Below are 26,908 nucleotides of genomic sequence, written 5' to 3'. Positions count from 1 at the left end.
CCGCGCTCCCCCGCGCGGGCCACCTGGACCCGGAGGTTGCCTTGGCTGAGAACGTCACCTCGCTGTTCCGCAGCACGGCGGCGCACAGCCCCTCGATGGCCGCGCTGACCCGTGAGGGCGGTGACGGGGCCGGGCCGATCGACTTCTGCATTCCGTGCAACCCGTACTTCCCCACGCCCGCCATGTTCGACGACATGGCGGGCCGGTTGCGCGACATCATCACGTACTACCCCAGCAGCGCGGACACGATCACGGCCGAGCTGTGCAGCCTCCTCCAACTCCCGCCGCAGGCAGTGGCGATGGGCAATGGCTCGACCGAACTGATCACCTGGATCGACCACTTGCTCGTCCGCGAGTCCCTCGCCGTCCCCGTCCCCACCTTCGGCCGCTGGACCGACCAGCCCATGGAGACCGGCAAACGGGTCGACATGTTCCCGCTCCAGGAGTCCAGCGGCTTCGCCCTCGACCTCGCGCAGTACGCCGAGTTCATCCGCGCCCGGGGCACCCGGGCCGCCGTGATCTGCAACCCGAACAACCCCGACGGCGGCTTTCTGCACAAGCACTCCATCGTCCAGTTCATGGACGCGATGGCGGATCTGGACCTGGTCGTCATCGACGAGTCGTTCCTGGAGTTCGCCGACGCGGAGGCCGAACCGTCGGTGGTCCAGGAGGCGCTGCTGCGCCCGAACGTCATCGTGCTGCGCAGCCTCGGCAAGAACTTCGGGCTGCACGGCATACGGTTCGGCTATCTCGTCGCCAATCCGGCGCTCGCGGGCCTGGTCCGCTCGATGCTGCCGAAGTGGAACCTCAACGCGTTCGCCGAGCATGTCGTCTTCATGCTGAAGAACCACGGTCCGGAGTACGCGGAGAGCCTGCACCAGGTGCGCCGCGACCGCCTGGACATGGCGAGCCAGCTGGCCGCGCTGCCCGGCCTGACCGTCTATCCCTCGCAGGGCAACTTCCTCTTCGTGCGCCTCCCCGTGGGCGCCGAGGGCACCGTGGTCCGGGACCGGCTGCTCACCGAGCACCGGATCCTGGTCCGCGAATGCGGCAACAAGATCGGCTCGTCCAGCCGCTTCCTGAGACTCGTGGTGCGCCCCCAGGTGGACGTGCGTCGCCTGGTGTCCGGCCTGGAGCAGGTGCTCTACGGGACCAGGAGGGGAGCCGCCGTGCCCGAGCTGGCTACAGGGACCAGCTACAGCTCGGGTACGGCGGCCGTGGACCGGCTGGTGGGCTCCACGAACGGGGCGGGGGTGCCGATGCCGGCAGCGATGCCGATGCCGATGCCGGTGCCAACCCCCGCGCCTGCGCCCGCGCCTGCCCCTGCGCCCTATCCGCAGCCGGTGGCCCCGGCCGCGGCCGCGGTCGGCCTTACCCCGCCCGGTGTACCGGCCCGCGGGGGCCTCACGGCGGCGCAGGTACGCGGTACGACGGGACCTGCGCCGGGGCTGACCCCGGCGCCCGCCACCGGCTGGCCGAACAGCCCCAGCTGGCCGAACGCGGCGGGGATGGGGCAGGCGGGGTGAGGGGCGGTCGGCCGGGTCAGTACGCGACGGGCCATCCGCTGCTCCAGTTCAGGAGGTTGATCCCGAGCTTGGGTGTGCCGTTGTCGTTGCCGTCGTAGTAGTGGTAGACGATCAGGTCGCCGTCGACGTCGTTCATGATCGACTGCCCGCCGGGGCCGATGACGCTGCCGTGCGACTCCAGCACCGGGGTGCCGCCGTTGTTCATCATCGAGACGCCGTTCTTGTCGTAGTACGGCCCGGTGATGCTGGTGGCGCGGCCCACCTTCACCTTGTACGTCGAGCTGGTCCCGGCGCAGCAGGTGTCGTACGAGGCGAAGAGGTAGTAGTAGCCGCCCCGCTTGACGATGAACGGCGCCTCGACGGCCTTGGTCCCGGTCGGGCGGGAGGCGAGGGAGTACCGGGTGGTGTTGGTGGACAGCTGCTTCCCGGTGGAGGGGTTGATCTGGATCATCTTCAGGCCGGTCCACCAACTGCCGAAGGACAGCCACCACTTGCCGTCGTCGTCGACGAAGAGGTTCGGGTCGATGGCGTTGTAGTCGCCGGCCGAGCTGGACGTGTAGACGATGCCGTAGTCCGTCCAGCTGCCCGGCAGTCCGGTGGTGGAGCCGGCCAGTCCGATGGCCGAGGTGTTCGTGCCGAACTTCGAGACGGAGTAGTACATCAGGTACTTGCCGCCCCGGTACGAGATGTCCGGCGCCCAGGCCTCCGGCACGGAGGAGTACGTCGACCACCAACTCGGGCGCGAGGAGAAGGCGTCGGCGCCCGCGCTGAACGCGATCCGGTTGCTTGAGGTCTTGCCGGCGAGGCCGCCGCCCGTGGCGTACAGCAGGTACTGCCCGGACGAGGTGCGGATCATCGTCGGGTCGTGGACGACCGTGGAGCCGGTGACCGTACCGGGGTTGGGGTAGGCCGAGGCGGTGGACGGGACGAGGGCGAGGAGGGCGGCGGCGGGGAGGGCGAGGAGGGTGGTTCTGCGGCGAATGGTGGCGCGGGGGGTGCGGGGGGTGCGGCTCATGCGGGTTCTCCTTGCGGGTGGGGATGCAATGTGCTCGATATTTCGAACAACGCTCGCAAGTTCGAACGGGACCGTAGATTCGAACCCCATCCGCGTCAATGGTCCGCGCAGCACCAACTGTCAGTCGGGGAGCTCTTCTTCACGCGCCCGGCGAAGTGACCGCCGTAACCGTCACGCTCGCGTACCTCATCGCGAAGCCGCCGCCCAGTGCGTCCACCGCAGCTCCCATCCCCTCCAGCAGTTCCCCGAGTTGTTCCGCCGGGAGCTGTGTGAAGGGGCCCAGCGTGGGGAGTTGGTCCAGCCAGGTCTCGCGGGTGTACGTCCACTCCCAGTCGTGGCGCCACTCCGCCGGCCCGCCGAACGCACCCGCCGCCCGTATCCCCTCCGCCGCCTTCGCGCACATCAGCGCGTATGCCTCCATGGACTTCCGAGTGATCCAGCGCAGGTCCATCGGCGCATCCGGCAGCACCCGTGCGAAGACCTCGGTGAAGGCGTCCGCCGCCTCGGGCGGGAACTCGAAGGCGTTCCAGAAGACGGCCAGCCGGCCGCCGGGACGCAGCGCCTGAGCCGCCTTCGCCGCTCCCGCGAACGGGTCGACCCAGTGCCAGGCCTGGGCGGCGACGACCGTGTCGAAGCGGCGGCCGACCGGGTCCCACGCCTCGAACGTCGACTCCACGACGTCGATCCCCGTCCCCCGGGCCACCTCCGCCATGCGCGCGTCCGGCTCCACCCCCAGCACCCGGCATCCCGCCGCCCGGAACTGCCGGGCGGCGATGCCCGTGCCGCTGCCGACGTCGAGGACGTCCGGGCCGGGGCTGCCGCCGACGATGCGGTCGACGAGGGCGTCGGGATAGCGGGGGCGGGCCCGGTCGTAGCGTTCGGCGTCCGCACCGAACGACTCCGCCACCTGGCGCTGCCGATGAGGTTCGGGGGCAGAGGGACGGAAGCCCTCCGGCTCTATAGTGGGCATGTGCCCACCATAGTGGGCGAGCGCCCACTTGTAAGCCCCGAGTGACGGAGAGCCGATATGCCCACCGGCGTAGCCATGCGCGACGCGCGCTCGCAGTTGTTCGACGCCGCCGAGCGCATCCTGCTCCGGGACGGGCCGGACGCCCTGACCAGCCGTGCCGTCACCACCGAGGCCGGCTGCGCCAAGGGCGTCCTGCACCGGCACTTCAGCGACTTCGACGCCTTCCTCACCGAGCTCGTCCTGGACCGGATCGGCCGGATCGAGAACCAGGGCTCAACCTTGCACGCCTCCGCCGGCACCGGCACGGTCGCCGGCAACCTCACCGAGGCGCTGACCGAGCTGCTCGGGTCGGTCGCCGTGTCGATGGTCGGGCTCGTCACCTCCCGGGACAAGCTGCGCGACCGGCTGCGCCGGACCACCCCTGTCGGCATCCCGGTGCTCACCGAGGCCGCCGCGATGATCGCCGCGTATCTGACCGCCGAGCGGGAGCTGGGCCGCGTCGCGGCCGATGCGGACGTGGACGTGCTCGCCCCCACCCTGATCGGCACCGGGCATCTGCTGTTCGCCGACCGCAAGGGCACGCCGCCGACGCCTGAAGCCGTCGGGAAGGCCGTGACCACGGTCGTCGCCCACGTCGTGCAAGAACCCTGACCGGCAAGGGACTTGACGGTTTCGGCCCTTATCCGGCTGACAGCCCCCTGACAGTCTCCGTCCCTACGGTGCCGTGTCCATGACATACACCTCAGGCTCAACCCCCACTCCGATCGGGCGTCGCACCGTACTGATCGCCACCGGCGCCACGGCCGCCGCCCTGGCCGTCCCCGCCGCCGCGCCTGAAGCCCCCACAGCCGACACCGCTCCCGTCGCCGCGGCGGCCGTCTGCACCCTCACCAAGGAGATGACCGAAGGCCCCTACTACCTCGACGGGCAGTACGTCCGCGGCGACATCACCGAGGGCAAGACCGGCTTCCCGCTCAAGCTGGCCCTCACCGTCGTCGACGACGACACCTGCGCGCCGATCCCGAACGCCCTGGTCGAGATCTGGCACGCCGACGTCCTCGGCGAGTACTCCGGATTCGTCGGCAACAACGGCCACAACGAGCCCGACAGCGGCACCTTCCTGCGCGGCGGCGTCCTCACCGACTCCACCGGCGTCGCCCGCATCACCACCGTCTACCCGGGCTGGTACCGCGGCCGCTGCGTCCACATCCACATCAAGGTGCACACGGACGTCACGCTCACCTCCGACGGCTCCTTCACCGGCGGCCAGGAACTCCACACCGGCCAGCTCTTCTTCAACGAGACGATCACGGCCCGGGTCGGCGCACTCTCGCCGTACTCGGCCAACACGGTCACCCGCACCACCCTCGCCCAGGACTCCATCTACGACGAGGGCGGCGCCGCATCCGGCCTGCTCACCCTCACCGCCCTGGGCAGCTCCCCCTCCGCCGGTTACACCGGCACGCTCACCCTGGGCATCGAGCAGGGCTGACCCGGGTCGCTAGGGGTTCTCCCAGGCCGCCGGCTCCGCCGCCAGCTGCTGTACCGGCTCGGGGAGCTTGTCCGCCGCGATGTCCGCGATGGTGACGCCCTCCAGGATGCGGCGGACGTTGGCGCGCAGGGCGATCCAGAGCGGGAGGAGCGGCTCGGCGGAGCCGGCGTAGGACAGGCCGGTGGGGCGGACCCCGCGCACGGAGACGATGGGGCCGTCGACGGCGCGGATCACATCGGCGACCGTGATCTCCGAGGCGTCCCGGGCCAGCCGGTAGCCCCCGTTCCCGCCGCGCCGGCTGTCGACCAGACCGGCGCGGCGGAGGTCGCCGAGGATCCCCTCCAGGAACTTGTGCGGAATGTCCTGCGCCACTGCCACGGCCTCCGCCTTCACCGGGTCACCGTCACCGCCCTGTCGTACGGCGAGCTCCAGTACCGCCCGTACCGCGTAGTCCGCCCGTGCCGAGATCCTCATACGACCATTGTCGCCGGTGTCCCCGGCGCGCGGGGTCAGGCCAGCCGGATCACGTTCCAGGACAGCGGTTCCAGTACGGCGGTGAGGGTGCCGTCCCGGAGCGCCGTGCCCTCGGCCGTGTGCGGCGTGACCCGCTCGGGGTCGTCGAGGGTGTTGCGGGCGTCCGGGTCGGTGTCCGAGAGCACGCTGTGCTCGACGACCCGGCTCAGGTCCAGGCCGTTCAGGGCGACTTCGAGCGGCAGCGAGTCGGTACGGCTGCGGTTCACCGCGAACACGGTGACCGTCCCGTCCTCGGCGCGCACGGCGGTGGCGTGCAGCAGGTCGGTCTCGCCGTACTTCTTCGTCTCGTAGGTCGGCGAGTCGACGCGGACGTCGAGGACCTCGCCGCGGCCGTACTTCGAGGCCTGGGAGAAGGGGAAGAACGTCGTCTGGCGCCAGGCCGGGCCGCCGGGCTCGGTCATGATCGGGGCGATGACGTTCACGAGCTGCGCGAGGCAGGCGACCGTTACCCGGTCGGCGTGCCGGAGCAGGGCGATCAGCAGGGAGCCGAAGACGACGGCGTCGGTGACGCTGTAGTTGTCCTCCAGCAGCCGCGGCGCCTCCGGCCAGTCCAGGGCGCTGACCTCGGCCTCGGTGCGGGTCATGTACCAGACGTTCCACTCGTCGAAGGAGAGGTTGATCTTCTTCTTCGACTTCAGCCGGGCGCCGACGTGGTCGCAGGTGGCCACGACGTTGTCGATGAAGGACTCCATGTCGACGGCCGAGGCCAGGAACGAGTCGACGTCGCCGTCGTGCGGCTCGTAGTAGGCGTGCAGGGAGATGTGGTCGACCAGGTCGTACGTCTCCTGGAGGACCGTCGCCTCCCACTCGGCGAACGTGTCCATGCCCTGCCCGGAGCTGCCGCAGGCGACGAGTTCGACGGACGGGTCGATCTGCCGCATGGCGCGGGCCGTCTCGGCGGCGACCCTGCCGTACTCCTCGGCCGTCTTGTGGCCGGTCTGCCAGGGGCCGTCCATCTCGTTGCCCAGGCACCAGAGTCTGATGCCGAAGGGGTCCTTGTCGCCGTGCCTGACGCGCAGGTCGGAGAGTTCGGTGCCGGCGGGGTGGTTGGCGTACTCCTGGAGCTCGATGGCCTCCGCGACGCCTCGGGTGCCGAGGTTGACGGCCATCATGGGCTCGGCCTGGGGGCCGACCTTCTTGAGGAAGTCGATGTACTCGGAGAGGCCGAAGCGGTTGGACTCCGTCGTGCGCCAGGCGAGGTCGAGGCGGCGGGGCCTTTCGTCCACCGGGCCCACGGAGTCCTCCCACTTGTAGCCCGAGACGAAGTTGCCGCCGGGGTAGCGGATGGCGGTGACGCCGAGTTCCCTGACGAGGTCCAGGACGTCCTGGCGGAGGCCGGCCTCGTCCGCGGTGGGGTGGTCGGGTTCGAAGATGCCTGTGTAGACGCAGCGGCCGAGGTGTTCCACGAAGCTGCCGAACAGGCGGGGGTTGACCTCGGCGACCTTGAAGGCCGGGTCCAGGGTGAAGCGGGCGGTGCGCATGGTTTCCTTTCGTGTGCGGGTGGGTGGGGGCTTGTCGCGCCCACGCGGCGGAGCCGCAAATTGATACAGCCCCGCGCCCCTAAGCCACGTTCGGCCAGCCGTCCTTTGTCCAGCTCAGCCTGTTGAGCCCCAGCTTGGGCGTGCCCTCGTCCTGTGCGTCGTAGTAGTGGTACGCCAGCCAGTCACTGCCCTTGTCCTGGAACACCGACTGGCCCCCCGTGCCGATGAACCTCCCGTGCCCCTCCAGCACCAGGTCGCCGCCGCCCTCCAGCATCGGCTTGCCGGTGCTGTCGACGTAGGGGCCCTTGATGTCCGTGGAGCGGCCCACCTTGATCTTGTAGGTGGAGTTCACGCCGGAGCAGCAGGCGTCGTAGGAGGCGAAGAGGTAGTAGTGGCGGCCGTGCTTGACGATGTACGGGCCCTCGACGGCGTACGGGAGGTCGGGCCTGGTTGCCAGGTGGTGGACCGTCGCTCCCGTCACCGCCTTGCCCGTGCTCTCGTCGATCTCGACCATGCGGATGCCCGTCCAGTACGAGCCGAAGGACATCCAGAGCTTGCCGTCCGCCTTGATCAGGGCGGGGTCGATGGCGTTCCAGGAGTCGGTGCGCTCGGAGGAGAAGACTTTGCCGTGGTCGGTCCAGGTGCCGGGCAGGCCGGACGGGGAGGTGGCGACGCCGATCGCCGAGTGGTTGGTGCCCCAGGAGGAGACGGCGTAGTACAGCCAGTACTTGCCGTCGCGGTAGGAGATGTCGGGGGCCCACGGGTCGCCGGTGTCGTTGTACTCGTACCACCAACTCGGCGGGGTGGCGAAGGCGTTGCCCGCGTCGTCCCACTGCTTGCCGTCCTGCGACAGGCGGGCGCCGATGATGCCGCCCGTCGAATAGGCCGCGTAGCCGCCGGACTTGAGACGGATGACGGTCGGGTCGTGGATGATCTCCTGGCCGGTGATGGGGCGCGGGTCGGGGTAGACCTCCGCCGCCTGCGCCGTGTGCGGGAGCAGGGCCAGGAGGGCCGCCGTGGCCACCGCGGTGAGGGTTCTGCGCACGGTTACTGTCCCGCCAATCCCGTGTGGGCCACGCCCGCCACGATCTGCCGCTGGAAGAAGACGAAGACGACGATCAGGGGCAGGCCGGCCATCAGGCCGCCGGCCATCAGCTGGGCCCACTGGATGCCGTAGGAGTTCATGACGGTCGCGATGCCGTTCGGCATGGTCATCAGGTCGGGGTTGTTGGTCACCATGTAGGGCCACAGGAAGTTGTTCCAGGAGGCGATGAAGGTGAAGATGCCGACCGCCGCCAGGGAGGGGCGGGCGAGCGGGACGACGATGGTGAAGAAGACCCGCCAGCGGCCCGCGCCGTCGATGAAGGCCGCCTCCTCCAGCTCGCGCGGGATGCCCTGGAAGAACTTGTAGAGGATGAAGACCATCGCGGCGGGCGCGCACTGGGGAAGGATCATGCCCCAGTAGGTGTCGACCATCCCCATCTGCTGGACCGTGGTGAACAGGGGGACGCCGAGGATCGCCGGGGAGACCATGAGGCCGGCCATGACGACGCCCAGCAGGACGTTCTTGCCGCGGAACTCGGTGCGCGCGAAGCCGTATCCGGCGAGGGCGCTGACGACCAGCACGATCGACGTGACGCACACCGAGACGACCAGGGAGTTCACGAACCAGTTGGTGATGTTGCCGGTCTCGAACAGGGCCTTCCAGGCCTGGCCGGTCCATTCGGCGGGCAGCCAGTGCGGCGGGATCTCGGCCGCCTCGGCCTCGGACTTGAACGAGGTGAGCAGGGCGGCGGCGATCGGTGCCAGGAAGACGGCGGAGACGGCGACGCCGATCAGCGTCAGGACGATCTGGCCGGGGGTCCAGGAGCTGCGGGGCTTGAGCCGTACCTGGGTGCTGCTCATCGGGTGCCCTCCTCACGGGTGCGCAGCAGCCACATCCGCGACAGGGCGACGACTGCGATGATCACGAAGAAGATGATGGACATCGCGGAGGCGTAGCCCACGCGGTAGCTGGTGAAGCCCTGTTCGAGGGTGTACTGGACGAAGGAGCGGGTGGAGAGCTCCGGTCCGGGGCCGAAGTCCATCATCACGACGGCCTGGTCGAAGAGTTGGAGCGAGGCGAGGATCTGGAGGGCGATCACCAGGCCGGTGATGTTGCGCAGCATGGGCAGGGTGATGTGCACCATACGGTTCCAGGCGCCCGCGCCGTCGAGCTTGGCGGCCTCGTACAGGTGGGCGGGGATGCCCTGGAGGGCGGCGAGGTAGAGCAGGAAGCTGAAGCCGACGGTCCACCACAGGGTGGTGATGACGATGGCGAGCATCGCGTACGACTTGTCGGTCAGCCAGGGCGTCTCGATGCCGAGGGTGTGGTTGAACAGGCCGATGCCCTGGGTGAACAGCCACTGCCACATGTTGGCCGCGACGGTCGACGGCAGCAGGAACGGCGCGAAGAAGCACAGCCGCCACAGCCACTTGGCGTGCTCGATGTTGTGGGCGAGCATCGCGAGCAGGAAGGCGAGGACCGTGATGCAGGGGACGACGAGGAGCGTGAAGTACGCGCTGTGGCCGAGCGCGTCCCACATCGCCGAGTCGTTCAGGGCTTCGCGGTAGTTGTCGAAGCCGACGAAACTCGCGCCCTCGCCGGAGATGTTGGCGTCGGTGAAGCTGAGGTAGACGCCGCGCAGCAGCGGCCAGATCACGAAGAGCACGAAGAGGGCGAGGAACGGGGCGACGAACCAGCCGCCGTGCTGGAAGCCCTGCCTGCGGCGGACGGTCGCGGCGGCCGTGGCGGTCCTCGCCCGGGCCGGTGCGACGACGGTCTGAGCACTGGTCGTCATGCGACCGCACCTCCCTGCGCGGCAGTTGTGCCGTCCATCGGGTTCTTCGAGGCGAGGAGCGTGGTGAGCCGGTCCTTCATCCGCCGGGCGACGGCGTCCGGCTTGGCGGAGCCCATCGTCGAGGAGACGACGACCGGGCCGAGGTCCTGGGCGAGCACACCGGTGGAGCCGGCGAACCACACCTTCGGCTCGGTGGCCTGGTGGTCCATGGCGCTCACGTACTCGTTCTGCGGGGTGAGTTCCTGGTACGCGGCCGTGGACAGGGTCGGTGTGTAGGCGGGGATGTGGCCGCCGGCCGCCCACTGCTGGGCGTGCTGGACGACGTAGGCGGCGAGTTGGTGGGCGGCTTCGTTGGTGGCGCCGCCGCGGCCGGACTGGTGCGGCAGGACGAACGCGTGCGACTCGGCGTGGGTGGCCTGCTTGCCGAAGACGGGCGGCAGCGGGGTGGCGCCGTAGTCCAGCTTCGCGCCGGAGAAGACGGGCACCGACCAGTTGCCCTCCCAGGTGAAGGGGGCGCCGTTGATGAACTGCTCGCCGGTGGGAGCGCCGGGGATGACATAGCCGTCGGTGACGTGCCGGCGGAGGAACTCCAGGACCTGGGTGGCCTTGTCGGCGTCGAAGGTGACCTCGGTGTTGGCGTCGTTGAACCAGGTGCCGCCGAGCTGGGTGTAGAAGGCGACGAAGAACCACCACTGGAAGTTCTGGTCGTTGGCCCACAGGCCGATGGTCTGCAGGCCCTTCTGCTGGACCTGCTTGGCCTTCTTCAGGACGTCGAACCACTCGGTGGTGGAGGCGACCGGGATCATCCGGCCGTCGTCGCCGAGGAGATCGGCCTTCTTCAGTACGTCCTTGCGGTAGAAGCAGAGCTGGACATGGATGTCGAGCGGCAGGGCGTAGAGCTTGCCGTCGATGACGCCGCGGTCCCACAGCGCGGGGTTGTAGTCCTCCTTGCGTACGCCGTACTTGGCGAGGAGGTCCATGTCCCACGTGTCGAGGAGCCGGCCCGGCGAGAAGCCCGCGACCCGGCCCAGGTGCATGACGGAGAGGTCCGGTGCGCGGTTGCCGGCGGCCGCCATGGCGAGCTTGGTGTAGAAGGGGTTGCCCCACTGGAGGGTGGAGTCCTTCACGTCGATGCCGGGATTGTCCTTACGGAAGGAGTCCAGCATCGCGATCATGTTGGAGCCGTCGCCGCCGCTGAAGAGGTTCCAGTAGCGCACACGGGTGTCCGCGCCGGAGGCGAGTGCGTCGGCCCCGGTCCCGAGCGCCGCGAAGCCGAAGCTTCCGGCGACGGTCAACCCGCCCATTCCGGCGAGAAGTTGCCTGCGACTCAGGCCAGGTCGTCCCATGCCCTGCCCTTACTGTTGAAGATTTGAGTGGTTCGTTGGCGTCTACTGCTAAAAGTCCGTTCGAAATTTCGTATGGCGCCCGTAACTTCGAACGGGACCGTAAAGTTCATGTGCCTGCACGTCAATGGGTTACGCAACATTTCGAAGGCACTTTCAAGCCGCGGCCGATCGCACCCGGCCGGTCAACCGGTCGTTCCCGGTTGAACTACGGTCGTCGGATCGCATGACGCGGACAGTTGTGGCCGCGTAGTCTCGAACGGCCCGCCGGGCGACTCCGGGACGGCGGCGAGACGAGGGGGAACGATGGACATCGCGGGCGCGCGGAGGAGGGCGTCCCGGGTTGCGGCGGCGCTGCGGCGCTCACGCGGCGGCCCCACCATGCGCGGCCTCGCGGCCGACCTCGCCACCGCCCTGCGGGCCAGACCCCGCCCCCCGGCCGACGTCCGTGAACTGTGCTCGGCACTGTGCGAGGAGATGAGCAGGCGGCGCGGCGGGCGACCCGTCGAGCTGCGCTTCGAGCGGTTCCCCGACGAACTCGAAGTCACCGGCCTGTGGGTGGAGTTCCAGGACTTCGACCTCGTCATCGTCGAGGAACGCGCCGAGGCCGTACAGCAACTGGTCATCCTGGGCCACGAGTTGTGGCATCTGCACGCCGGGCACCGGCACGGGGTGGGCGGGGCCGCCGCCCGCGCCCTGGCCGGCGAACCCGACTGGACGGACGCCGCCCTGGCCGTCGCCGCCCGGCACGGCTCCCGGGAGCGGGACGAGGCCGAGGCGGACGACTTCGGGCACCGGCTGGCGGCCGCCTTCCGGCCCCTGCTGTCCGGGCGGGGCACCGAGGCGTCCCTCGATCCCGTCCAGCGGTCCATGGGCTACCACCGACGACACGGAGGTGCGGCGCCGTGATGATCGCCCTCACCGGTGCGGCCGCCGACTCGGCCACGCTCGTGCTGGACGCGACCCGCATCCTCGGCGACTTCAACAGCTCCTTCTGGATCCCGACCGCCGTCCTGACCGCCGCCCTGGCGATCAAGCTGCCCAGCATCATCAGGATGTGGCGGGACCCGCTGCTGCGCGCGGTCGGCGGCCTGCTGCTGTTCGCCTGCGCCGTGTTCGTCTTCGCGGCCCCGAACACCATCGCCTGGACCAACCGCGTCACCGGCGTGCCCAACATCTCGGCGCCCTGGGTGTACTCCCTGCTCACCGCGCTCTGCGCGTCCTGGCTGCTGCTGATCATCGCCTGGCGCAACGGCATCTCCGAGGGCTCGGCCCTGACCCGCCGCGCCACCCGCTGGGTGGTCTCCGTCTACGCGGCCGTGGTCGTCGCCCTGTGGGTGCTCTTCGCCCTCGCGGACGCCCCCGTGGAACGGCTGCGGGACCTGGACACGTACTACGCCAACACCCCGTTCATGCGCGAGGAGATCCTGCTCTACCTGCTCGCGCACACCGTGGCCTGCGCCATCACGGCACGGCTGGTCTGGAACTGGATCCGCACCGACGGCCTCGACGCCTGGCTGCGCTGGGGGCTGCGCTTCCTGGGCATCGGCTACGCGACGAACCTGCTCTTCGACGCGACCAAGCTCACCGCAGTCGTCGCCCGCTGGACGGGCCACGACCTGGACTGGCTGAGCACCGTCGTGGCACCGGCCGCCGCCTGCGTCTCCGCCTCCCTGGTGGCCATCGGCTTCATCATTCCGCACGCGGGCCAGTACCTTCAGGAGCACTGGCGGATCCGGCTGCGCCATCTGCACCTGCGGCGTCTGTCCCGGCTGATGCAGTCGGTCACGGGCACCCGCGAACCCTTCACCCTGCGCGGTCCGGGCGAACTGCGGCTGATCCGCCGGGAGACGTTCATCCGCGACGCGCTCCTCCAGGTGGCCCGGCACCTCGACGAGGGCCTGCGCGGCCGCTCCCACGACGCGGCCCTCGCCCTCGGCTTCGCGCCCGCCCGGGCCGAGGCGCTGGCCGCCGCCGTGACGATCCTGGACGCCGTCGAGACGCGCAGGCGGTCCCCGGAGACGGACAGCACGGCCTCCCCGTCCGGCCCCGACACCGCCTATCTGCTGCAGGAGATCCAGGCCGTGTCCCGTGCTCTCCGCCACCCCGACGACATGGCGGCGGTACGCGCCCGAGCGACCGCCCTGGCAGAGAGTGCCCCTGCATGAGTGAACGTCATACCCCCGGCGGCAGAACCGCTGTCGTGCTGGGGGGCTCCCACACCGGCATGCTCGCGGCCCGTGCACTGGCCGGGTGCGTCGACCGGGTCGTCGTCGTCGAGCGCGACACCCTGCCCGACGGGCCCGGACCGCGCAAGGGACTGCCGCAGGCGCGGCACGCGCACATGCTGTGGTCGGGCGGGGTCCGGGCCATGGAGGAACTGCTGCCCGGGATCGCCGAGGTGCTGCGCGGGGCGGGGGCGCGCCGGCTGCCGGTCACCACGGACGTGGTCGCCCTGTCGGCGCAGGGCTGGTTCCGGCGCTGGCCCGAGTCGCACCATGTGATCCTGGCGAGCCGGGACCTGCTGGACGCGACGATCCGTACGCAAGTCCTCGCCGACGAGCGGATCGAACTGGTCGGCCGGGCGGAGGCATGCGGCCTGGCCGGTACGGACGCGGCCGTGACGGGCGTACGGATCCGGATGCACGACGGCGCCGAACGCACCCTGGAGGCCGACCTGGTCGTCGACGCCACCGGCCGCGGTTCCGGCGCCCCCGGATGGCTGGCGGCGCTCGGACTGCCCGCGCCGGAGCGGCGCGAGGTCGACTCCGGGCTGGCCTACGCCAGCCGGCTCTACCTCGCCCCCGAGCAGGCGCGGGACGGCTTCCCGGTGGTCAATGTGCAGCCCGACCCGCGGGACGGGGGGCCGGGCCGGGCGGGCTTCCTGCTGCCCATCGAGGACGGCCGGTGGATCGTCACCCTGTCCGGCACCCGCGGCGGCGAACCCACCGGCGGCGCCGAGGAGTTCGTCCGGTTCGCCCGTGAGGAGCTGCGGCACCCGGTGATCGGCGAGCTGCTCGCGCGCGCCGAGCCGCTGTCCGACGTGGCGTTCACCCGCTCCACCGTCAACCGGCGTTATTTCTACGAGCGGATGGCGAGGTGGCCGGAGAACTTCGTCGTCCTCGGCGACGCGCTCGCCGCGTTCAACCCGGTCTACGGGCACGGCCTGTCGGTCGCCGCCCAGAGCGCCCTGCTGCTGCGGGACGTGGTGCGGCGGCACGGGGCGGCGGCGCCGGGGCTGGCGCGCCGGGCCCAGAAGGCGGTGGCCCGCCCGGTCCGCGCGGCCTGGGATCTGGCCATCGGCCAGGACGTCTTCTACCCGGGCGCGACGGAGAGCGGGCCCACGTTCAGGGAGCGGCTGGTGGCCGCGTACGTCGGCCGGCTGATGTACACGGCCACCGGCAACGGGCGGATCGCCCGGCGGGTGACGGATGTGACGTCACTGGAGCGGCGGGCGGAAGTGCTGCTGACGCCTAGCGTGCTGCTGGCGGCTGCCGTCGGCCCGCTCAGGCCGGTGCCTGGCGGGCCGCCGTTCACCGTGGAGGAGCTGAAGCGGGCGGGGTTGCAGTAGTCACCCGGCGAAGGCCGGCTGCGCCAGCCCCTTCCCCACCCCCGGCACCACCAGCAGCGAGCCCGCCACCGGGTGCGGGGCCTCCAGGCCCACCCGCGCCGTGGTGATGTACAGGTCGGTCAGGTCCGCGCCGCCGAACGCGCACGCCGTCACCCGCGGGGTGGGCAGGGTGATCACCCGGTCCAACTCGCCCGCGGGTGTGTAGCGGCGTACCGCCGCGCCGTCCCACAGGGCGACCCAGACGCAGCCGTCCGCGTCGACGGTGAGGCCGTCGGGGAATCCCGCGCCGTCCTCGATCCCGGCGAACGGGCGGCGGTTGGTGACCTGCCCGTCCTCGTGGTCGAAGACGTCGACGCGGCGCGTGGGCGAGTCGACGTAGTACATGAGTCGGCCGTCGGGGCTCCAGCCGGTGCCGTTGCTGACGGCGACGTCGCCCAGGACCTGCTGGACGGTGCCGTCACCGGTGATCCGGGACAGCGTGCCGCCGCCCGCCGCCTCGTCGTAACGCATGGTGCCGGCCCACAGCGAGCCGTCGGGGGCGACGGCGGCGTCGTTGGCACGGCGGCCGGGGACGGGCTCATGGTGGAGCCAGCGGAAGGAGCCGTCCGGGTCGAGGACGGCGACTCCGTCGCGGAGGTTGAGCACAAGACCGCCGCCGGAACGGGGCTTCACCGCACCCACGTGCTGGTCCGTCGTGCGGACGGTCCGGCGGCCCGAGGACGGGTCGTAGGTGTGGATCCGCGCGCCCAGGATGTCGATCCAGATCAGCAGGCCGCTCGCCGGGTCCCAGGTCGGCCCCTCGCCGAGGGTCGCCTCGGCCCGTACCGCCACCTCGTACGCGGTCATGCCACGCTCCGGTGTCCGAGCCGCTCCGACAGCTCGGCGGCGCCCTTGGCGGCGAGCTGCTCCAGCTCCGTCCTGCGGTCCTCGCTCCAGCGGATCATCGGCACGGAGATGGACAGCGCGGCGACGACCCGCCCGGTGCGGTCGCGCACCGGCGCGGCCACGCAGGAGACGTCCGGGTTGGACTCACGGCTCTCCACCGCGATCCCCCGCTCACGGATTTCGGCAAGGGCCTCGCGCAGCGCGCCCGGTTCGGTGATGCTGTTCGGGGTCATCGCGACCAGCTCGGCATCGTCCGGGATGCGCGAGGTGAGCTCCGGCTCGGGCAGCGACGCCAGCAGCATCTTGCCGACGGAGGTGCAGTGGGCGGGCAGGCGACGGCCGGCCGCCGACACCATGCGCACCGCGTGCGTGGAGTCGACCTTGGCGATGTAGATGACGTCGGTGCCCTCCAGGATCGCCACGTGCACCGTCTCGTCGCAGGTCTCGGCGACCGACCGGGCCACCTGCTGGCCCTCGGCGGCGAGGTCGAGCTGCTCGGCGTACCGGCTCCCGAGCTGGTACGGGCGCACGCCGAGCCGGTAGCGGCCCGGCTGCCCCGGCACCGGGGTGATGTACGACCGGGCGGCGAGCGTGGTGACCAGCTCGTGCACGGTGGTGCGCGGGAGCTGGAGCTTGCGCACGATGTCGGGGGCGGAGAGCGTGCCGTCCCCGTCGAGGAAGAGCTCAAGGATGTCGAGAGCCCGGGTCACGGCAGGTACAAGGCGTCCCACGTCCGGCCCCCTCCCTAAAGTCAGGCTGTGTTCGAAATTTCAACAGCCGATCGGAATGGCGAACACAGGTTACTCAAGGTGAGTTTGCCCGGGCAATGGGCCTGCAGTGATCCGATCTCCGGGCGCCGCGCGCTCACGCCTCCCGGAGGTGGTCGAACGCGGTGCTCAGCAGGTCGAGCGCCACGGCCGGGGTGCGTTCCTCCTCCGGCAGGCCGGCGTACGCGAACAGTGCGGAGCGCATCGCGCCGACGGCGGCCCGGGCCAGCACGGCCGCGCGCAGCGGCGTGGCCCGATCGGGGTCGTGCTCGGCGAGCCGCTCCAGCAGGGCGCCGGCCAGACCGTCCTCGAACTGGCTCAGCACCGGCAGGAACTGGCGCACCGGCTGGCCGGGAAAGCGCTGCGGCGGCCCGCTGAACATCAGGCCGGGGGCGCCTTCGGCGATGAGGTCGAGAAGGGCGCCCAGGACGGCGGTGTACGGGTCCTCGCCCGCGGGGCGGGCGACGACATGGGCCCGCATGACCGGGATGAGGTCGAGGACCTCGTCGAGGACCAGGTCCTCTTTGGAGGGGAAGTAGCGGAAGAAGGTCCGCTCGGTGACTCCGGCGGCCGCCGCGATGTCCCTCACGGTGGTCTGCGCGTAGCCACGCTCCTCGAACATGCGGTGGGCGGCCTCCTGGAGTGCCTTGCGCGTCGCCGCCTTGTGCGCTTCGCGACGCCCGCGCGGCTCCGCGGAGGGGGTGTCGAGGGTTGCCATGAGCGGAGTATCTCAGGCGGAAAACCGACGGTACAGAATCTGTCAGTCATGACAGATTCGCTATGCTGTCAGTCATGACACTTTTTCGGAGGGGGCGTGTGCTCCGCGGGCGGGTGTCCCGCAGAGCCCGTCTGATCGCCCTGGGCCTGGTCGGCGCGGTGCTGCTCACCGGGGGCGCGGCCGAGGCGGTGGCCCGTCACCGGGCGGCCGACCGGCTCGCGGATCACATGGAGGAGCGCCTGCAGACCGGCATTGACGTGGGCTTCGGACCGACGCCGGTGATGCTGCAACTGGCCCGCGGGTCCTTCCCCAAGGTGGAGGTCTCCGGCGAGGGCGCGACGTTCCGCCGGTTCTCCGGGGTGGACCTGCACGCCGAACTCGCCGATGTGGTCCGCACCGGCGACGGGCTGTCGGTGGCCGACACCCAGGTCAGCGCCGAGCTGACGGACGCCGCCCTGGCGAGCGCCGTCGCCACGATGACCGAGGGCGGAATCGCCGTCGCGGGGGTGACCACCGACCAGGAATCCGGCGAACTGATCGTGCACGCCGGTCCTGCCGGACGGATCTCCGTCGGTTTCCGGCCGGTCCTTGAGAAGCAGGGAATCCGGTTTGAACGCACCACCGTGAGCGTCGGCCAGCGTGTCGTCCCCGACGCCCTCGCCGGCCAGCTGCTCGGGGACGCCCCGCAGGAGCTCGACCTGTCCGGGCTGCCCCTCGACCTGGAACCGGAGCAGCTCGACGTCACCGCCGACGGGCTGCGCCTGGAACTGGCGGGAGGCAGTACGACCGTGAAGGCCTGACCCGCCCCGCCCCCTTCTTATGACGCCTCCCTCTCCTACGACGCCTCCCCCCACCGCACATGCCACTACTGCACGAGGAGCATCTCCGTGGCGACATGGCTCTATCGGATCGGTCTCGGCGCCTACCGCCGTCGGCGGCTGGTCCTCGCGGCCTGGCTGGCCGTGCTGACCGGCGCCGTCTGCGCGCTGCTCGTCGTGGGCGGCAAGCTCGACAACGAGTTCACGATTCCCGGCTCCGAATCCCAGCAGGCGCAGGACACGATGGCCGAGGACTTCCCGGCCGCCGCGGGCACCAGCGCCCAGATCGTGTTCACCGCACCCGAGGGCAAGGTCACCGATCCTGAGGCCATGCAGGGCATCCAGCGGACGCTGGCCGCCGCGCAGGACGCCCCACAGGTCGCCGCGGTGATCCCGCCCGACAAGGCCGGAACCGTCACCCCAGACGGGCGCACCGCCCTCGCCCAGGTCAACTACGACGTCAGTCGCTCCGACCTGGACGACGGCACGCTCGACTCCCTGGAGAAGACCACCGAAGCTGCCGAGAAGGCGGGCCTCGATGTCTCCGTGGGCGGTCAGGCCTACGGAAACGGCGTGCTCACCCCCAGCGTCCTCGAACTGCTCGGTGTCGTCGTCGCGCTGGCGGTGCTCGCCATCACCTTCGGCTCGCTGCTCGCCGCCGGGATGCCGCTGCTGACCGCCTTCGTCGGCATCGGCACCGGGCTCGCCGGGCTGCTGGCGGTGTCCTCGGGGGTGACGGTGTCGTCGACCGCGCTGAGTCTCGCGCTCATGCTCGGGCTCGCCGTCGGCATCGACTACGCGCTGTTCGTGCTGTCCCGCCACCGGACCCAGCTCGCCCAGGGGATGGACCCACGCGAGTCGGCCGGCCGCGCAGTCGGCACGGCGGGCAGCGCGGTGGTCTTCGCCGGGACCACGGTCGTCATCGCGCTGGTGGGTCTGGTCGTGGTGCGCATCCCGTTCCTGACGGTCATGGGTCTGAGCGCGGCGGCAACCGTGCTCATCTCCGTGCTGGTGGCGGTGACCCTGCTGCCGGCGCTGTTCGGCCTCGCGGGGGCACGGCTCGCGCCACGTCCGGGATCACGGGCGGCGCGGCGGGCGGCCGTGACCGCCGAGGAGGAGAACACCGGGAAGGTCATGGGGCGGCGCTGGGCCCGGCTCGTCACCCGGCGCCCGCTGCTCGTCGTCATCGGCGCCGTCGCCGCCCTGGTGACCCTCGCGCTGCCCGCCGCCGATCTGCGGCTCGCGCTGCCCGACAACGGCACGGCGGCGCACGGGACGTCGCAGCGCGAGACGTACGACACCGTCGAGAAGACCTTCGGGCCCGGCTTCAACGGGCCGCTGCTCGTGCTCGCCGAGGCGGACACCCCCGGGGAGGCCGGGCAGCGGCAGGTGGCCACGGTCGCCGGCCGGTTGCAGAAGCTGCCGGGCGTGGTGAAGATCGGCCAGCCGCAGTACGCGCCCGAGTCCGGGCGGGCGGTGATCCAGGTCGTGCCCGAGGGCGGCCCGCAGGACGAGGCCACGCAGGACCTGGTGGACGCCATCCGCGACGACGCGTCCGCCATCGAGCGGGAGACCGGCGCCGCCGTCTCCGTCACCGGCACCACGGCGATCGGGATCGACGTCTCCGACCGGCTGAGCGCGTCCCTGCTGCCGTTCGCGGCGGTGGTCGTCGGGCTCTGTCTCGTCCTTCTGCTGCTGGTCTTCCGTTCCCTGGTCGTGCCGGTCAAGGCGACCGTCGGCTTCCTGCTGTCGGTCGGGGCCTCCTTCGGCGCGGTCGTGGCCGTGTTCCAGTGGGGCTGGCTGGCCGACGCACTGGACGTGGCCAGGACCGGACCCGTCGTCAGCTTCCTGCCGATCGTGCTGATGGCGGTGCTCTTCGGCCTGGCGATGGACTACGAGGTGTTCCTGGTGTCCGGCATGCGCGAGGAGTGGGTGCGCACCGGCCGGGCCAAGGACGCGGTGGTCGACGGGGCCGCGCATGCCTCGCGGGTGGTGACGGCGGCGGCGCTCATCATGTTCTTCGTCTTCGCCAGCTTCGTGACGACGGAGGACGCCATCGTCAAACCCATCGCGTTCTCCCTGGCGTTCGGCGTGCTGGTGGACGCCTTCGTCGTCAGGATGACCCTCGTGCCCGCGGTCCTGGCGATGGTGGGACGCGGTGCCTGGTGGCTGCCACGCGGTCTCGACCGGCTGCTGCCCGACCTGGACATCGAGGGCGCACGACTCAAAGAGCCGGCCCCGGCCGAACCGGAACGGCCACTGACCGAAATCAACGCCAGCTCTGGCTGAATTCACCGGGGTACCGTTCAAGACATCTGAACCACCCAACGAAATACACGACGTCGGCCTGCCTCCCGGGTTTACCGGGAGGTAGACCGACGTTTTTGCGCCGCTAATTGTTACCGGCGAGGAAATTTACACTGGAATATTTGATTCCACTAGTAGCCCTGTGTTTGACTGAGGTCACCGGATCGAATCCGGATCGAACGGGGGAGAGACAGACCACTCTTCTTTACATCTTCCGTACGCCGTTCCGGCGTATCTCCAACTGGACGCTCCGACCTGCGCAAAGATGCCCGGTCGGAGTCCATCGGCACGCACGATTCCCTCTCCCGCCGTAGGCCCATGCGGCCATTTTCTGCCGCCCGAAAGCCAAGGGAACACGCATGCATCTCGAAGAGAAAATCGCCCCTGCCCGCCATGGGCTGCGCGCCGCAGCGCGCCCTGTCATCACCGGCGCCGCCCATTCCTTCCCGGAAACCCGGACCAGCCAGGACGACCTCTGGAAGGAATTCTTCCTGGAGCACTACGACGGTTTCCCGCTGGCTCGCCGGATATTCGAGAATTCCGGAATCAGCTCCCGCTCCACGGCCGTGGACCCGCGCGCCGAGAGGGAAGTGTCCAACTGGAGCACCGGACAGCGCATGGCGCGCTACATCGAGGAGGCCGTGCCCCTCGGCAAGCGCACCGTCTCCAACGCCCTGGAGGCCGCGGGCCTGGCCCCGTCGGACGTGGGCCTGCTGGCCGTCGCGTCCTGTACCGGCTACACCACGCCGGGCCTCGACTTAAGGCTCGCGGACGAGCTGGGCATGAGCAGCAGGGTCCAGCGGCTGTTCATCGGCCACATGGGCTGCTACGCCGCCGTCCCCTCGCTCGGCGCGGTCTCCGACTTCGTCGCCTCGCGCGGCCGGCCGGCAGTGCTGCTCTGCCTGGAGCTGACCTCGCTGCACGTCCAGCCGCCCACCCGGGACATCGAGCAGATCGTGGCGCACGCGCTGTTCGCCGACGCCGCCGCGGCCGTCGTCGTGGAGCCCGACGCCGGCGCCGGGTCCGGCTACGAGGTCATCGACGTCGTCGCGGCCACCGACCACAGCACCGCCGACCTGATGAGCTGGCAGATCACCGACCTCGGCTTCAAGATGGGCCTGTCCCCCAAGGTCCCCGACATGCTCGCGCAGCACGTCGGCGAGGTGGTCCGCGACCAGCTGCTCGCCCCGCACGGGCTCACGCCCGAAGAGGTCACCGGCTGGGCCGTGCACCCCGGCGGCAAGCGCATCCTCGAAGTCGTCGGCGAGCGGCTCGACCTGCCCTCCGACGCACTCGACGCCTCCTACGGCGTCCTCGACGAGTGCGGCAACTGTTCCTCGCCCACCGTCCTGATGGTCCTTGAGCGTCTGCCCCGCACCGACGGCCCGGTGGTCGCCATGGCCTTCGGTCCGGGCCTCACCCTGTACGCGGCCCTGCTGCGCCGGTCCTGAACCGGCCGGGGCTCCGACGGACCACACTTCCGTCGGCCCGCCCCGAGCACCTTCTGGCACGACCCACGGACACCGACCCAAGGACGAACGGAAGGAACAGCTGCGCCATGCCCACCCCGACCTCACCGGGCCAGGTCTTCGTCACCGGCACCGGACGCTGCGGCTCGACCCTGGTCTCCGAGCTGCTGCGCGAACACCCGCAGGCCCTGAGCCTGTCCGAGCTCTTCAACCACCTCACGGACATGTACCGGATCACCGCCCGGGTCTTTCCCGAAGGCCCGCTCACGGCCGCGGAGTTCTGGGACGTCCTGTCCTCCCGCAACACCGTCAACCGGCTGCTGACCGCAAACGGTCTGGCCCCGAGGGAGGTCCTCTACCGCCCCTCGCCGACCACCCGTTTCCAGGCCGACACCGGCATCCCGGCGGTCCTGCTGACCACGCTCCCCCACCTCACCGACACCCCCGACGAGCTGTACGACGAACTCGAAGCGGCCGTCGCCGAGTTCCCGGACGCCCGGGCCGGCGAGCACTACCGGCGCCTGTTCGCCTGGCTGTGCACGCGCTTCGGCAAAACCCTGTGGGCCGAGCGCAGCGGCGGCTCGCTGATCCTCGCCGGGCAGTTCCGCGAGCACTTCCCCGACGCCCGCTATCTGCACATCGTGCGCGACGGCCGGGACACCGCGCTGTCGATGAGCCGCCACACCGGCTTCCGGATGGCGGCGGTGGTGATGGCACTGCACCTCACCCTCGGCCACGACCCGTACGCCGAGACGTCCGAGCGGGACGTCGAACGCGATCTGGGCTTCGTACCGGAGGAGTTGCTGCCGTTCCTGCCGGAACGTTTCGACGCCGACGCCGTGCGCGACTACCGGCTCCCGGTCTCGCTGTTCGGCACGTACTGGGCCGACGAGATGCAGCGCGGCATGGAGGCGATGTCCGCGCTGCCGCAGGAGAACGTGCTGCACGTCTGGTACGAGGACCTGCTCGCCGCGCCCGAGGAGTCCCTGCACCGCATCGGCGAGTTCCTCGGCGCGGACTTCGTGGACACCGACTGGGAGCGCCGGTGCGCGGCCAAGGTGGGCGCGCCCTCGTCCTCCTGGCGCGATCTGCCCGACGCCGAGCGCGAGGAGCTGGACCAGGCGTGCGCCGCCGGGTTCTCCGTACTCGCCGCGCACGGTGTCGTCCCCATGGCCCCCGCGACGGCAAGGAGCAGCGCATGAAGACCCCGCTGACCAAGGGCGCCACGGTGTGGCTGACCGGGCTGCCCAGCTCCGGCAAGACGACGCTGGCCCAGGCCCTGGCCAGCCGCCTCACCAGGGAAGGGCATCGGGTCGAAGTACTGGACGGCGACGAGATACGCACCTTCCTCAGCGCCGGCCTCGGCTTCACCCGCGAGGACCGGGACACCAACGTGCAGCGCATCGGCCTGGTCGCCGAGGTGCTGGCACGCAACGGCATCCTGGCGCTGGTCCCGGTCATCGCGCCGTACGCCGACAGCCGGGAGGCGGTCCGCAAGCGGCACGAGGCGAGCGGCACCCCGTATCTGGAGGTGCATGTCGCCACCCCGCTCCAGGTGTGTGCCGTGCGCGATGTGAAGGGCCTGTACGCGCAGGCCCGCGCCGGGCGGCTGTCCGGGCTCACCGGGATCGACGACCCCTACGAGCCGCCGCAGTCGCCGGACGCGAAGGTGGAGACCCAGCTCCAGTCCGTGGACGAGTCGGTGACCGCCGTGCACGCGCTGATGGCCGAGCGGGGGCTGCTGTGACGACGGTTGCCGCCCGGCTCGGGCACACCGACGTCCTGGAGGCGGAGGCGGCGTACATCTTCCGGGAGGTGGCCGGCGAGTTCGAGAAGCCGGTGCTGCTGTTCTCCGGCGGCAAGGACTCCGTCGTGATGCTGCATCTGGCGCTGAAGGCGTTCGCGCCGGCGCCGCTGCCGTTCGCGCTGCTGCATGTGGACACCGGGCACAACTTCCCGGAAGTGCTCGCCTACCGGGACCAGGTGGTCGCCGCACATGGGCTCACCCTCCATGTGGCGTCCGTACAGGACTACATCGACCGGGGTGTGCTGCGCGAACGTCCCGACGGCACCCGCAATCCGCTCCAGACGCTGCCTCTGCTGGAGGCGATCAGCGGCGGCGGGTTCGACGCGGTGTTCGGCGGCGGGCGGCGCGACGAGGAGAAGGCCCGGGCCAAGGAGCGGGTCTTCTCGCTGCGGGACGAGTTCGGCACCTGGGACCCGCGCCGCCAGCGGCCCGAGCTGTGGCAGCTGTACAACGGCCGCCATCTGCCCGGCGAGCATGTGCGCATCTTCCCGCTGTCCAACTGGACCGAGCTGGACGTGTGGCAGTACATCGCCCGCGAGGGCATCGAGCTGCCGTCCATCTACTTCGCGCACGAGCGGGAGGTGTTCCTGCGGTCCGGCATGTGGCTGGCGCCCGGCGACTGGGGCGGCCCGAAGGACGGCGAGCCGGTGGAGAAGCGCCGGGTGCGCTACCGCACCGTCGGCGACATGTCCTGCACCGGCGCCGTGCTGTCCGAGGCGTCCGGCGTCGACGAGGTGATCGTCGAGATCACCGCGTCCCGGCTCACCGAACGCGGCGCCACCCGGGCCGACGACCGGCTGTCGGAGGCCGCGATGGAGGACCGCAAACGCGAGGGGTACTTCTGACATGACCGCGGATGTGACCGCTCCGGGCCATCCCCCGCATATCACCGCCGCCCTGATGGTCCGCGACATCTTCCAGGAAGCCAGGTCCCGGCTGACCGCCGGGCCGGGCGCGCAGAAAGGACGCGTGAACCCCATGGCCACCGCCCAGCCCTCCGAGGCGACCGCGGCCGAGGCTGACCTGCTCCGCTGGGCCACCGCCGGCTCGGTGGACGACGGCAAGTCCACCCTCGTGGGACGGCTGCTGCACGACTCGAAGTCCGTCCTCGCCGACCAGTTGGAGGCCGTCGCCCGCGCGTCCTCCGGCGAGGGCCCCGACCTGGCCCTGCTCACCGACGGGCTGCGCGCGGAGCGCGAGCAGGGCATCACCATCGACGTCGCCTACCGCTACTTCGCCACGCCCCGGCGCCGGTTCATCCTGGCCGACACCCCGGGACATGTGCAGTACACCCGCAACATGGTCACCGGCGCCTCCACGGCCACGCTGACCGTGATCCTCGTCGACGCCCGCAAGGGCGTGGTGGAGCAGACCCGGCGGCACGCCGCCGTGTCGGCGCTGCTGCGGGTGCCGCACGTGGTCCTCGCCGTCAACAAGATGGACCTCGTCGACTACGAACAGTCCGTGTTCGCCGACATCGCCAAGGAGTTCACCCGGCTCGCCACCGAACTCGGCATTCCCGAGGTCACCGCGATCCCGATCTCCGCGCTCGCCGGTGACAACGTCGTCGAACCGTCCACCCGTATGGACTGGTACGACGGCCCGACCGTGCTCGCCCACCTGGAGACCGTGCCCGTCACGGACGAGGTGACCGACGGACCCGCCCGGTTCCCGGTCCAGTACGTCATCCGCTCCGGCGACGTCCGCCGCTACGCCGGCCAGGTCGCCGCCGGTGTGCTGCGGGTCGGCGACCGGGTCACCGTGCTGCCGTCCGGGCGCACCACCACCGTCACCGGCATCGACGTGCTGGGCGCCCCGGCCGAGCTGGTCCGCTCGGCGCAGTCCTGCGCGCTGCGGCTCGCCGACGACCTGGACGTCTCGCGGGGCGATCTGATCGTCCCGGCGGCGGCGCTGCCCGCGGTGTCCCGGGATGTCGAGGCGGCCGTGTGCCATCTGCACGAGCGGCCGCTCAGGCCCGGTGACCAGGTGCTGCTGAAGCACACCACGCGCACCGTGCGCGCGGTGGTCCGCCGGATCCCCGGATCGGGGCAGCTCGACCTGAACGAGATCGGCCAGGTCGCCCTGCGCACCGCCGAACGGCTGGCGTTCGACCAGTACGAGGACAGCCGGCGCACCGGCTCCTTCGTGCTGATCGACCCCGCCGACGGCGCCACGCTGACCGCGGGCATGGTCGGCGCGACCGCTCCGGGACTCCCCGATGCGGCTGCCTGAGCGCAGCCCGGTGTTCCGCCCCTCCCGGCGTCCGCTCCGCGCGGCCCTCGCGCTGCTCCTGCTGCTGTTCCTGGCGGCGGGCTGCGGCTACGGGTCCCGGGCGCCGGGGGTGGCGGCCGCGCCGGCCGTGGGCACCGGACCGCCGCTGTCGGCGGAGGAGGTCTCCGTCGGCTACTTCGCCAACGTCACCCACGCCACGCCGCTGGCCGGTGTGCAGAAGGGCATGTTCACCCGTGAGCTGGGCGGCACCCGGCTGCGCACACAGGTGTTCAACGGCGGCCCGTCGGCGCTGGAGGCGCTCAACGCGGGCGCCGTGGACATCGCGTGGATGGGACCCTCGCCGGCCGTCAACGGCTTCCTGCGGTCCGAGGGCCGCGGTCTGCGGATCGTCTCGGGCGCCGCCTCAGGAGGGGTCTCGCTGGTCGTCGACGCCGACACGAAGGTGCGCGGCACCGACATCCGGGGGCTCCGGATCGCGACACCGGAGGCGGGCAACACCCAGGACGTGGCGCTGCTGCACTGGATCCGCGAACAGGGCTGGGAGGTGGACCCGCGCACCGGGCGCGGTGACGTCACGGTGGTAAGGCAGTCGTCCAAGGAGATCCCGACCAGCTTCCGGCGGGGCACGATCGACGGAGCGTGGGTGCCGGAGCCGGTGGCCGCGCAGCTCGTCGCCGCCGGCGGCCGGGTGCTCCTGGACGAGTCGGACCTGTGGGACGACGGCGCGTTCGTCACCGCCCTGGTGGTGGTGTCCCCGACGTTCCTGGCCGAGCATCCCGATGTCGTGGAGGCCGTACTGCGCGGCTCGGTACGCACCAACGCCTGGCTGAAGAGCCACCCCGCCGAGGGGAAGGCGGCCGTCAACGACGCCATCGAGACGGTGACCGGCAGACCGCTGGAGCGCGACGTCCTCGACGCGGCCTGGCGGCATGTGCGCCTCACCGACGACCCGCTCGCCGAGACGCTCGCCGAGGAGGCGGACCGGGCCGACCGGCTCGGGCTGCTCGGCGGGAACCCCGAGGCCCTGGACGGAATCTTCGATCTGCGCCCCCTCAACCGGGTCCTCGCCCAGCAGGGCGAACCGGCCGTGGACGACGCCGAACTCGGTGTCGCCACTCCGACCACCTGAACCC

The 26,908-nt window shown here is 70.9% G+C and carries 25 protein-coding genes; 14 read left to right on the top strand and 11 right to left on the bottom strand.

What is annotated here, in order from left to right; genetic code table 11:
- Nucleotides 1-41: 41 nt before the first annotated feature.
- Nucleotides 42-1,526 (top strand): histidinol-phosphate transaminase, encoded by a 1,485-nt coding sequence (locus AB0Q90_RS05710; protein ID WP_363159672.1) that lies wholly within the window; start codon nt 42-44, stop codon nt 1,524-1,526.
- Between the two features lie 16 nt (nt 1,527-1,542).
- Here AB0Q90_RS05710 and AB0Q90_RS05705 read toward each other — a convergent pair whose 3' ends face one another.
- Entirely contained in the window at nt 1,543-2,541 is a 999-nt protein-coding gene (locus AB0Q90_RS05705; protein WP_363159673.1) for an arabinan endo-1,5-alpha-L-arabinosidase, read from the bottom strand.
- 139 nt (nt 2,542-2,680) lie between these two features.
- Entirely contained in the window at nt 2,681-3,511 is an 831-nt protein-coding gene (locus AB0Q90_RS05700) for a class I SAM-dependent methyltransferase (protein ID WP_363159674.1), read from the bottom strand.
- A 57-nt stretch (nt 3,512-3,568) separates the two neighbouring features.
- On the opposite strand from AB0Q90_RS05700, the gene AB0Q90_RS05695 reads away from it, so the two are divergent.
- Nucleotides 3,569-4,162 (top strand): TetR/AcrR family transcriptional regulator, encoded by a 594-nt coding sequence (locus AB0Q90_RS05695; RefSeq protein WP_363159675.1) that lies wholly within the window; start codon nt 3,569-3,571, stop codon nt 4,160-4,162.
- A 79-nt stretch (nt 4,163-4,241) separates the two neighbouring features.
- Nucleotides 4,242-5,003 carry an intradiol ring-cleavage dioxygenase gene (locus tag AB0Q90_RS05690; protein ID WP_363159676.1) on the top strand — a complete coding sequence of 254 codons (762 nt, stop codon included), beginning with the start codon at nt 4,242-4,244 and terminating at the stop codon, nt 5,001-5,003.
- Nucleotides 5,004-5,012: 9 nt separating this feature from the next.
- Here AB0Q90_RS05690 and AB0Q90_RS05685 read toward each other — a convergent pair whose 3' ends face one another.
- The 6 genes from AB0Q90_RS05685 to AB0Q90_RS05660 form a co-directional block, all read right to left on the bottom strand.
- Entirely contained in the window at nt 5,013-5,477 is a 465-nt protein-coding gene (locus tag AB0Q90_RS05685) for an Rrf2 family transcriptional regulator (RefSeq protein WP_363159677.1), read from the bottom strand.
- A gap of 35 nt (nt 5,478-5,512) precedes the next feature.
- The gene (locus AB0Q90_RS05680) at nt 5,513-7,018 is read right to left on the bottom strand and encodes an alpha-N-arabinofuranosidase (protein WP_363159678.1); all 1,506 of its coding nucleotides are present in this window, start codon (nt 7,016-7,018) and stop codon (nt 5,513-5,515) included.
- 79 nt (nt 7,019-7,097) lie between these two features.
- The gene (locus AB0Q90_RS05675) at nt 7,098-8,063 is read right to left on the bottom strand and encodes an arabinan endo-1,5-alpha-L-arabinosidase (protein WP_363159679.1); all 966 of its coding nucleotides are present in this window, start codon (nt 8,061-8,063) and stop codon (nt 7,098-7,100) included.
- Between the two features lie 2 nt (nt 8,064-8,065).
- Nucleotides 8,066-8,923, bottom strand: coding sequence for a carbohydrate ABC transporter permease (locus AB0Q90_RS05670; RefSeq protein ID WP_363159680.1), 858 nt, complete (start codon nt 8,921-8,923; stop codon nt 8,066-8,068).
- Nucleotides 8,920-9,858: a sugar ABC transporter permease gene (locus AB0Q90_RS05665; RefSeq protein WP_363159681.1), complete on the bottom strand. Its 939-nt coding sequence runs from the start codon at nt 9,856-9,858 to the stop codon at nt 8,920-8,922. The genes AB0Q90_RS05670 and AB0Q90_RS05665 overlap by 4 nt, the downstream gene beginning before the upstream one ends.
- Nucleotides 9,855-11,204 carry an extracellular solute-binding protein gene (locus tag AB0Q90_RS05660; RefSeq protein WP_363159682.1) on the bottom strand — a complete coding sequence of 450 codons (1,350 nt, stop codon included), beginning with the start codon at nt 11,202-11,204 and terminating at the stop codon, nt 9,855-9,857. The genes AB0Q90_RS05665 and AB0Q90_RS05660 overlap by 4 nt, the downstream gene beginning before the upstream one ends.
- Nucleotides 11,205-11,507: 303 nt before the next feature.
- Here AB0Q90_RS05660 and AB0Q90_RS05655 point away from each other — a divergent pair, with 303 nt between their 5' ends.
- The 3 genes from AB0Q90_RS05655 to AB0Q90_RS05645 are packed head-to-tail and all read left to right on the top strand — an operon-like array spanning nt 11,508 to nt 14,772.
- Complete coding sequence (locus AB0Q90_RS05655; protein ID WP_363159683.1) at nt 11,508-12,110, top strand: toxin-antitoxin system, toxin component family protein; 603 nt, start codon at nt 11,508-11,510, stop codon at nt 12,108-12,110.
- Complete coding sequence (locus AB0Q90_RS05650) at nt 12,110-13,369, top strand: MAB_1171c family putative transporter (RefSeq protein WP_363159684.1); 1,260 nt, start codon at nt 12,110-12,112, stop codon at nt 13,367-13,369. The genes AB0Q90_RS05655 and AB0Q90_RS05650 overlap by 1 nt, the downstream gene beginning before the upstream one ends.
- Nucleotides 13,366-14,772 carry a pyridine nucleotide-disulfide oxidoreductase gene (locus tag AB0Q90_RS05645; RefSeq protein WP_363159685.1) on the top strand — a complete coding sequence of 469 codons (1,407 nt, stop codon included), beginning with the start codon at nt 13,366-13,368 and terminating at the stop codon, nt 14,770-14,772. Before AB0Q90_RS05650 ends, AB0Q90_RS05645 begins: the two co-directional genes overlap by 4 nt.
- On the opposite strand, the gene AB0Q90_RS05640 is transcribed toward AB0Q90_RS05645, so the two are convergent.
- From AB0Q90_RS05640 to AB0Q90_RS05630, 3 genes are all read right to left on the bottom strand, one after another.
- Nucleotides 14,773-15,618: an SMP-30/gluconolactonase/LRE family protein gene (locus AB0Q90_RS05640; protein WP_363159686.1), complete on the bottom strand. Its 846-nt coding sequence runs from the start codon at nt 15,616-15,618 to the stop codon at nt 14,773-14,775. It abuts the gene before it with no gap.
- Complete coding sequence (locus tag AB0Q90_RS05635; protein ID WP_363159687.1) at nt 15,615-16,388, bottom strand: IclR family transcriptional regulator; 774 nt, start codon at nt 16,386-16,388, stop codon at nt 15,615-15,617. Before AB0Q90_RS05635 ends, AB0Q90_RS05640 begins: the two co-directional genes overlap by 4 nt.
- A 133-nt stretch (nt 16,389-16,521) precedes the next feature.
- Entirely contained in the window at nt 16,522-17,142 is a 621-nt protein-coding gene (locus AB0Q90_RS05630) for a TetR family transcriptional regulator (RefSeq protein ID WP_363159688.1), read from the bottom strand.
- 74 nt (nt 17,143-17,216) lie between these two features.
- Here AB0Q90_RS05630 and AB0Q90_RS05625 point away from each other — a divergent pair, with 74 nt between their 5' ends.
- The 8 genes from AB0Q90_RS05625 (at nt 17,217) to AB0Q90_RS05590 (ending at nt 26,904) form a co-directional block, all read left to right on the top strand.
- A complete protein-coding gene (locus AB0Q90_RS05625) occupies nt 17,217-17,942 on the top strand; it encodes a DUF2993 domain-containing protein (RefSeq protein ID WP_363159689.1) in 726 nt (241 codons plus the stop codon).
- 87 nt (nt 17,943-18,029) lie between these two features.
- Nucleotides 18,030-20,249: an MMPL family transporter gene (locus AB0Q90_RS05620; protein ID WP_363159690.1), complete on the top strand. Its 2,220-nt coding sequence runs from the start codon at nt 18,030-18,032 to the stop codon at nt 20,247-20,249.
- A gap of 377 nt (nt 20,250-20,626) precedes the next feature.
- Entirely contained in the window at nt 20,627-21,718 is a 1,092-nt protein-coding gene (locus tag AB0Q90_RS05615; RefSeq protein WP_363159691.1) for a 3-oxoacyl-[acyl-carrier-protein] synthase III C-terminal domain-containing protein, read from the top strand.
- A gap of 107 nt (nt 21,719-21,825) precedes the next feature.
- Nucleotides 21,826-22,938, top strand: coding sequence for a sulfotransferase (locus tag AB0Q90_RS05610; RefSeq protein ID WP_363159693.1), 1,113 nt, complete (start codon nt 21,826-21,828; stop codon nt 22,936-22,938).
- 8 nt (nt 22,939-22,946) lie between these two features.
- Nucleotides 22,947-23,483 carry an adenylyl-sulfate kinase gene (gene cysC, locus AB0Q90_RS05605; RefSeq protein WP_363159780.1) on the top strand — a complete coding sequence of 179 codons (537 nt, stop codon included), beginning with the start codon at nt 22,947-22,949 and terminating at the stop codon, nt 23,481-23,483.
- Nucleotides 23,480-24,388 carry a sulfate adenylyltransferase subunit CysD gene (cysD, locus tag AB0Q90_RS05600; RefSeq protein ID WP_363159694.1) on the top strand — a complete coding sequence of 303 codons (909 nt, stop codon included), beginning with the start codon at nt 23,480-23,482 and terminating at the stop codon, nt 24,386-24,388. Before cysC ends, cysD begins: the two co-directional genes overlap by 4 nt.
- Before the next feature lie 133 nt (nt 24,389-24,521).
- Complete coding sequence (locus AB0Q90_RS05595; protein WP_363159781.1) at nt 24,522-25,775, top strand: GTP-binding protein; 1,254 nt, start codon at nt 24,522-24,524, stop codon at nt 25,773-25,775.
- Complete coding sequence (locus tag AB0Q90_RS05590; protein ID WP_363159695.1) at nt 25,762-26,904, top strand: ABC transporter substrate-binding protein; 1,143 nt, start codon at nt 25,762-25,764, stop codon at nt 26,902-26,904. The genes AB0Q90_RS05595 and AB0Q90_RS05590 overlap by 14 nt, the downstream gene beginning before the upstream one ends.
- Nucleotides 26,905-26,908: the final 4 nt, after the last annotated feature.

Origin of the sequence: Streptomyces sp. NPDC079141 (genome assembly GCF_040686775.1) — a bacterium.
Taxonomy (GTDB): Bacteria; Actinomycetota; Actinomycetes; order Streptomycetales; family Streptomycetaceae; genus Streptomyces.
This window is presented reverse-complemented; position numbering and strand designations above follow the sequence as displayed.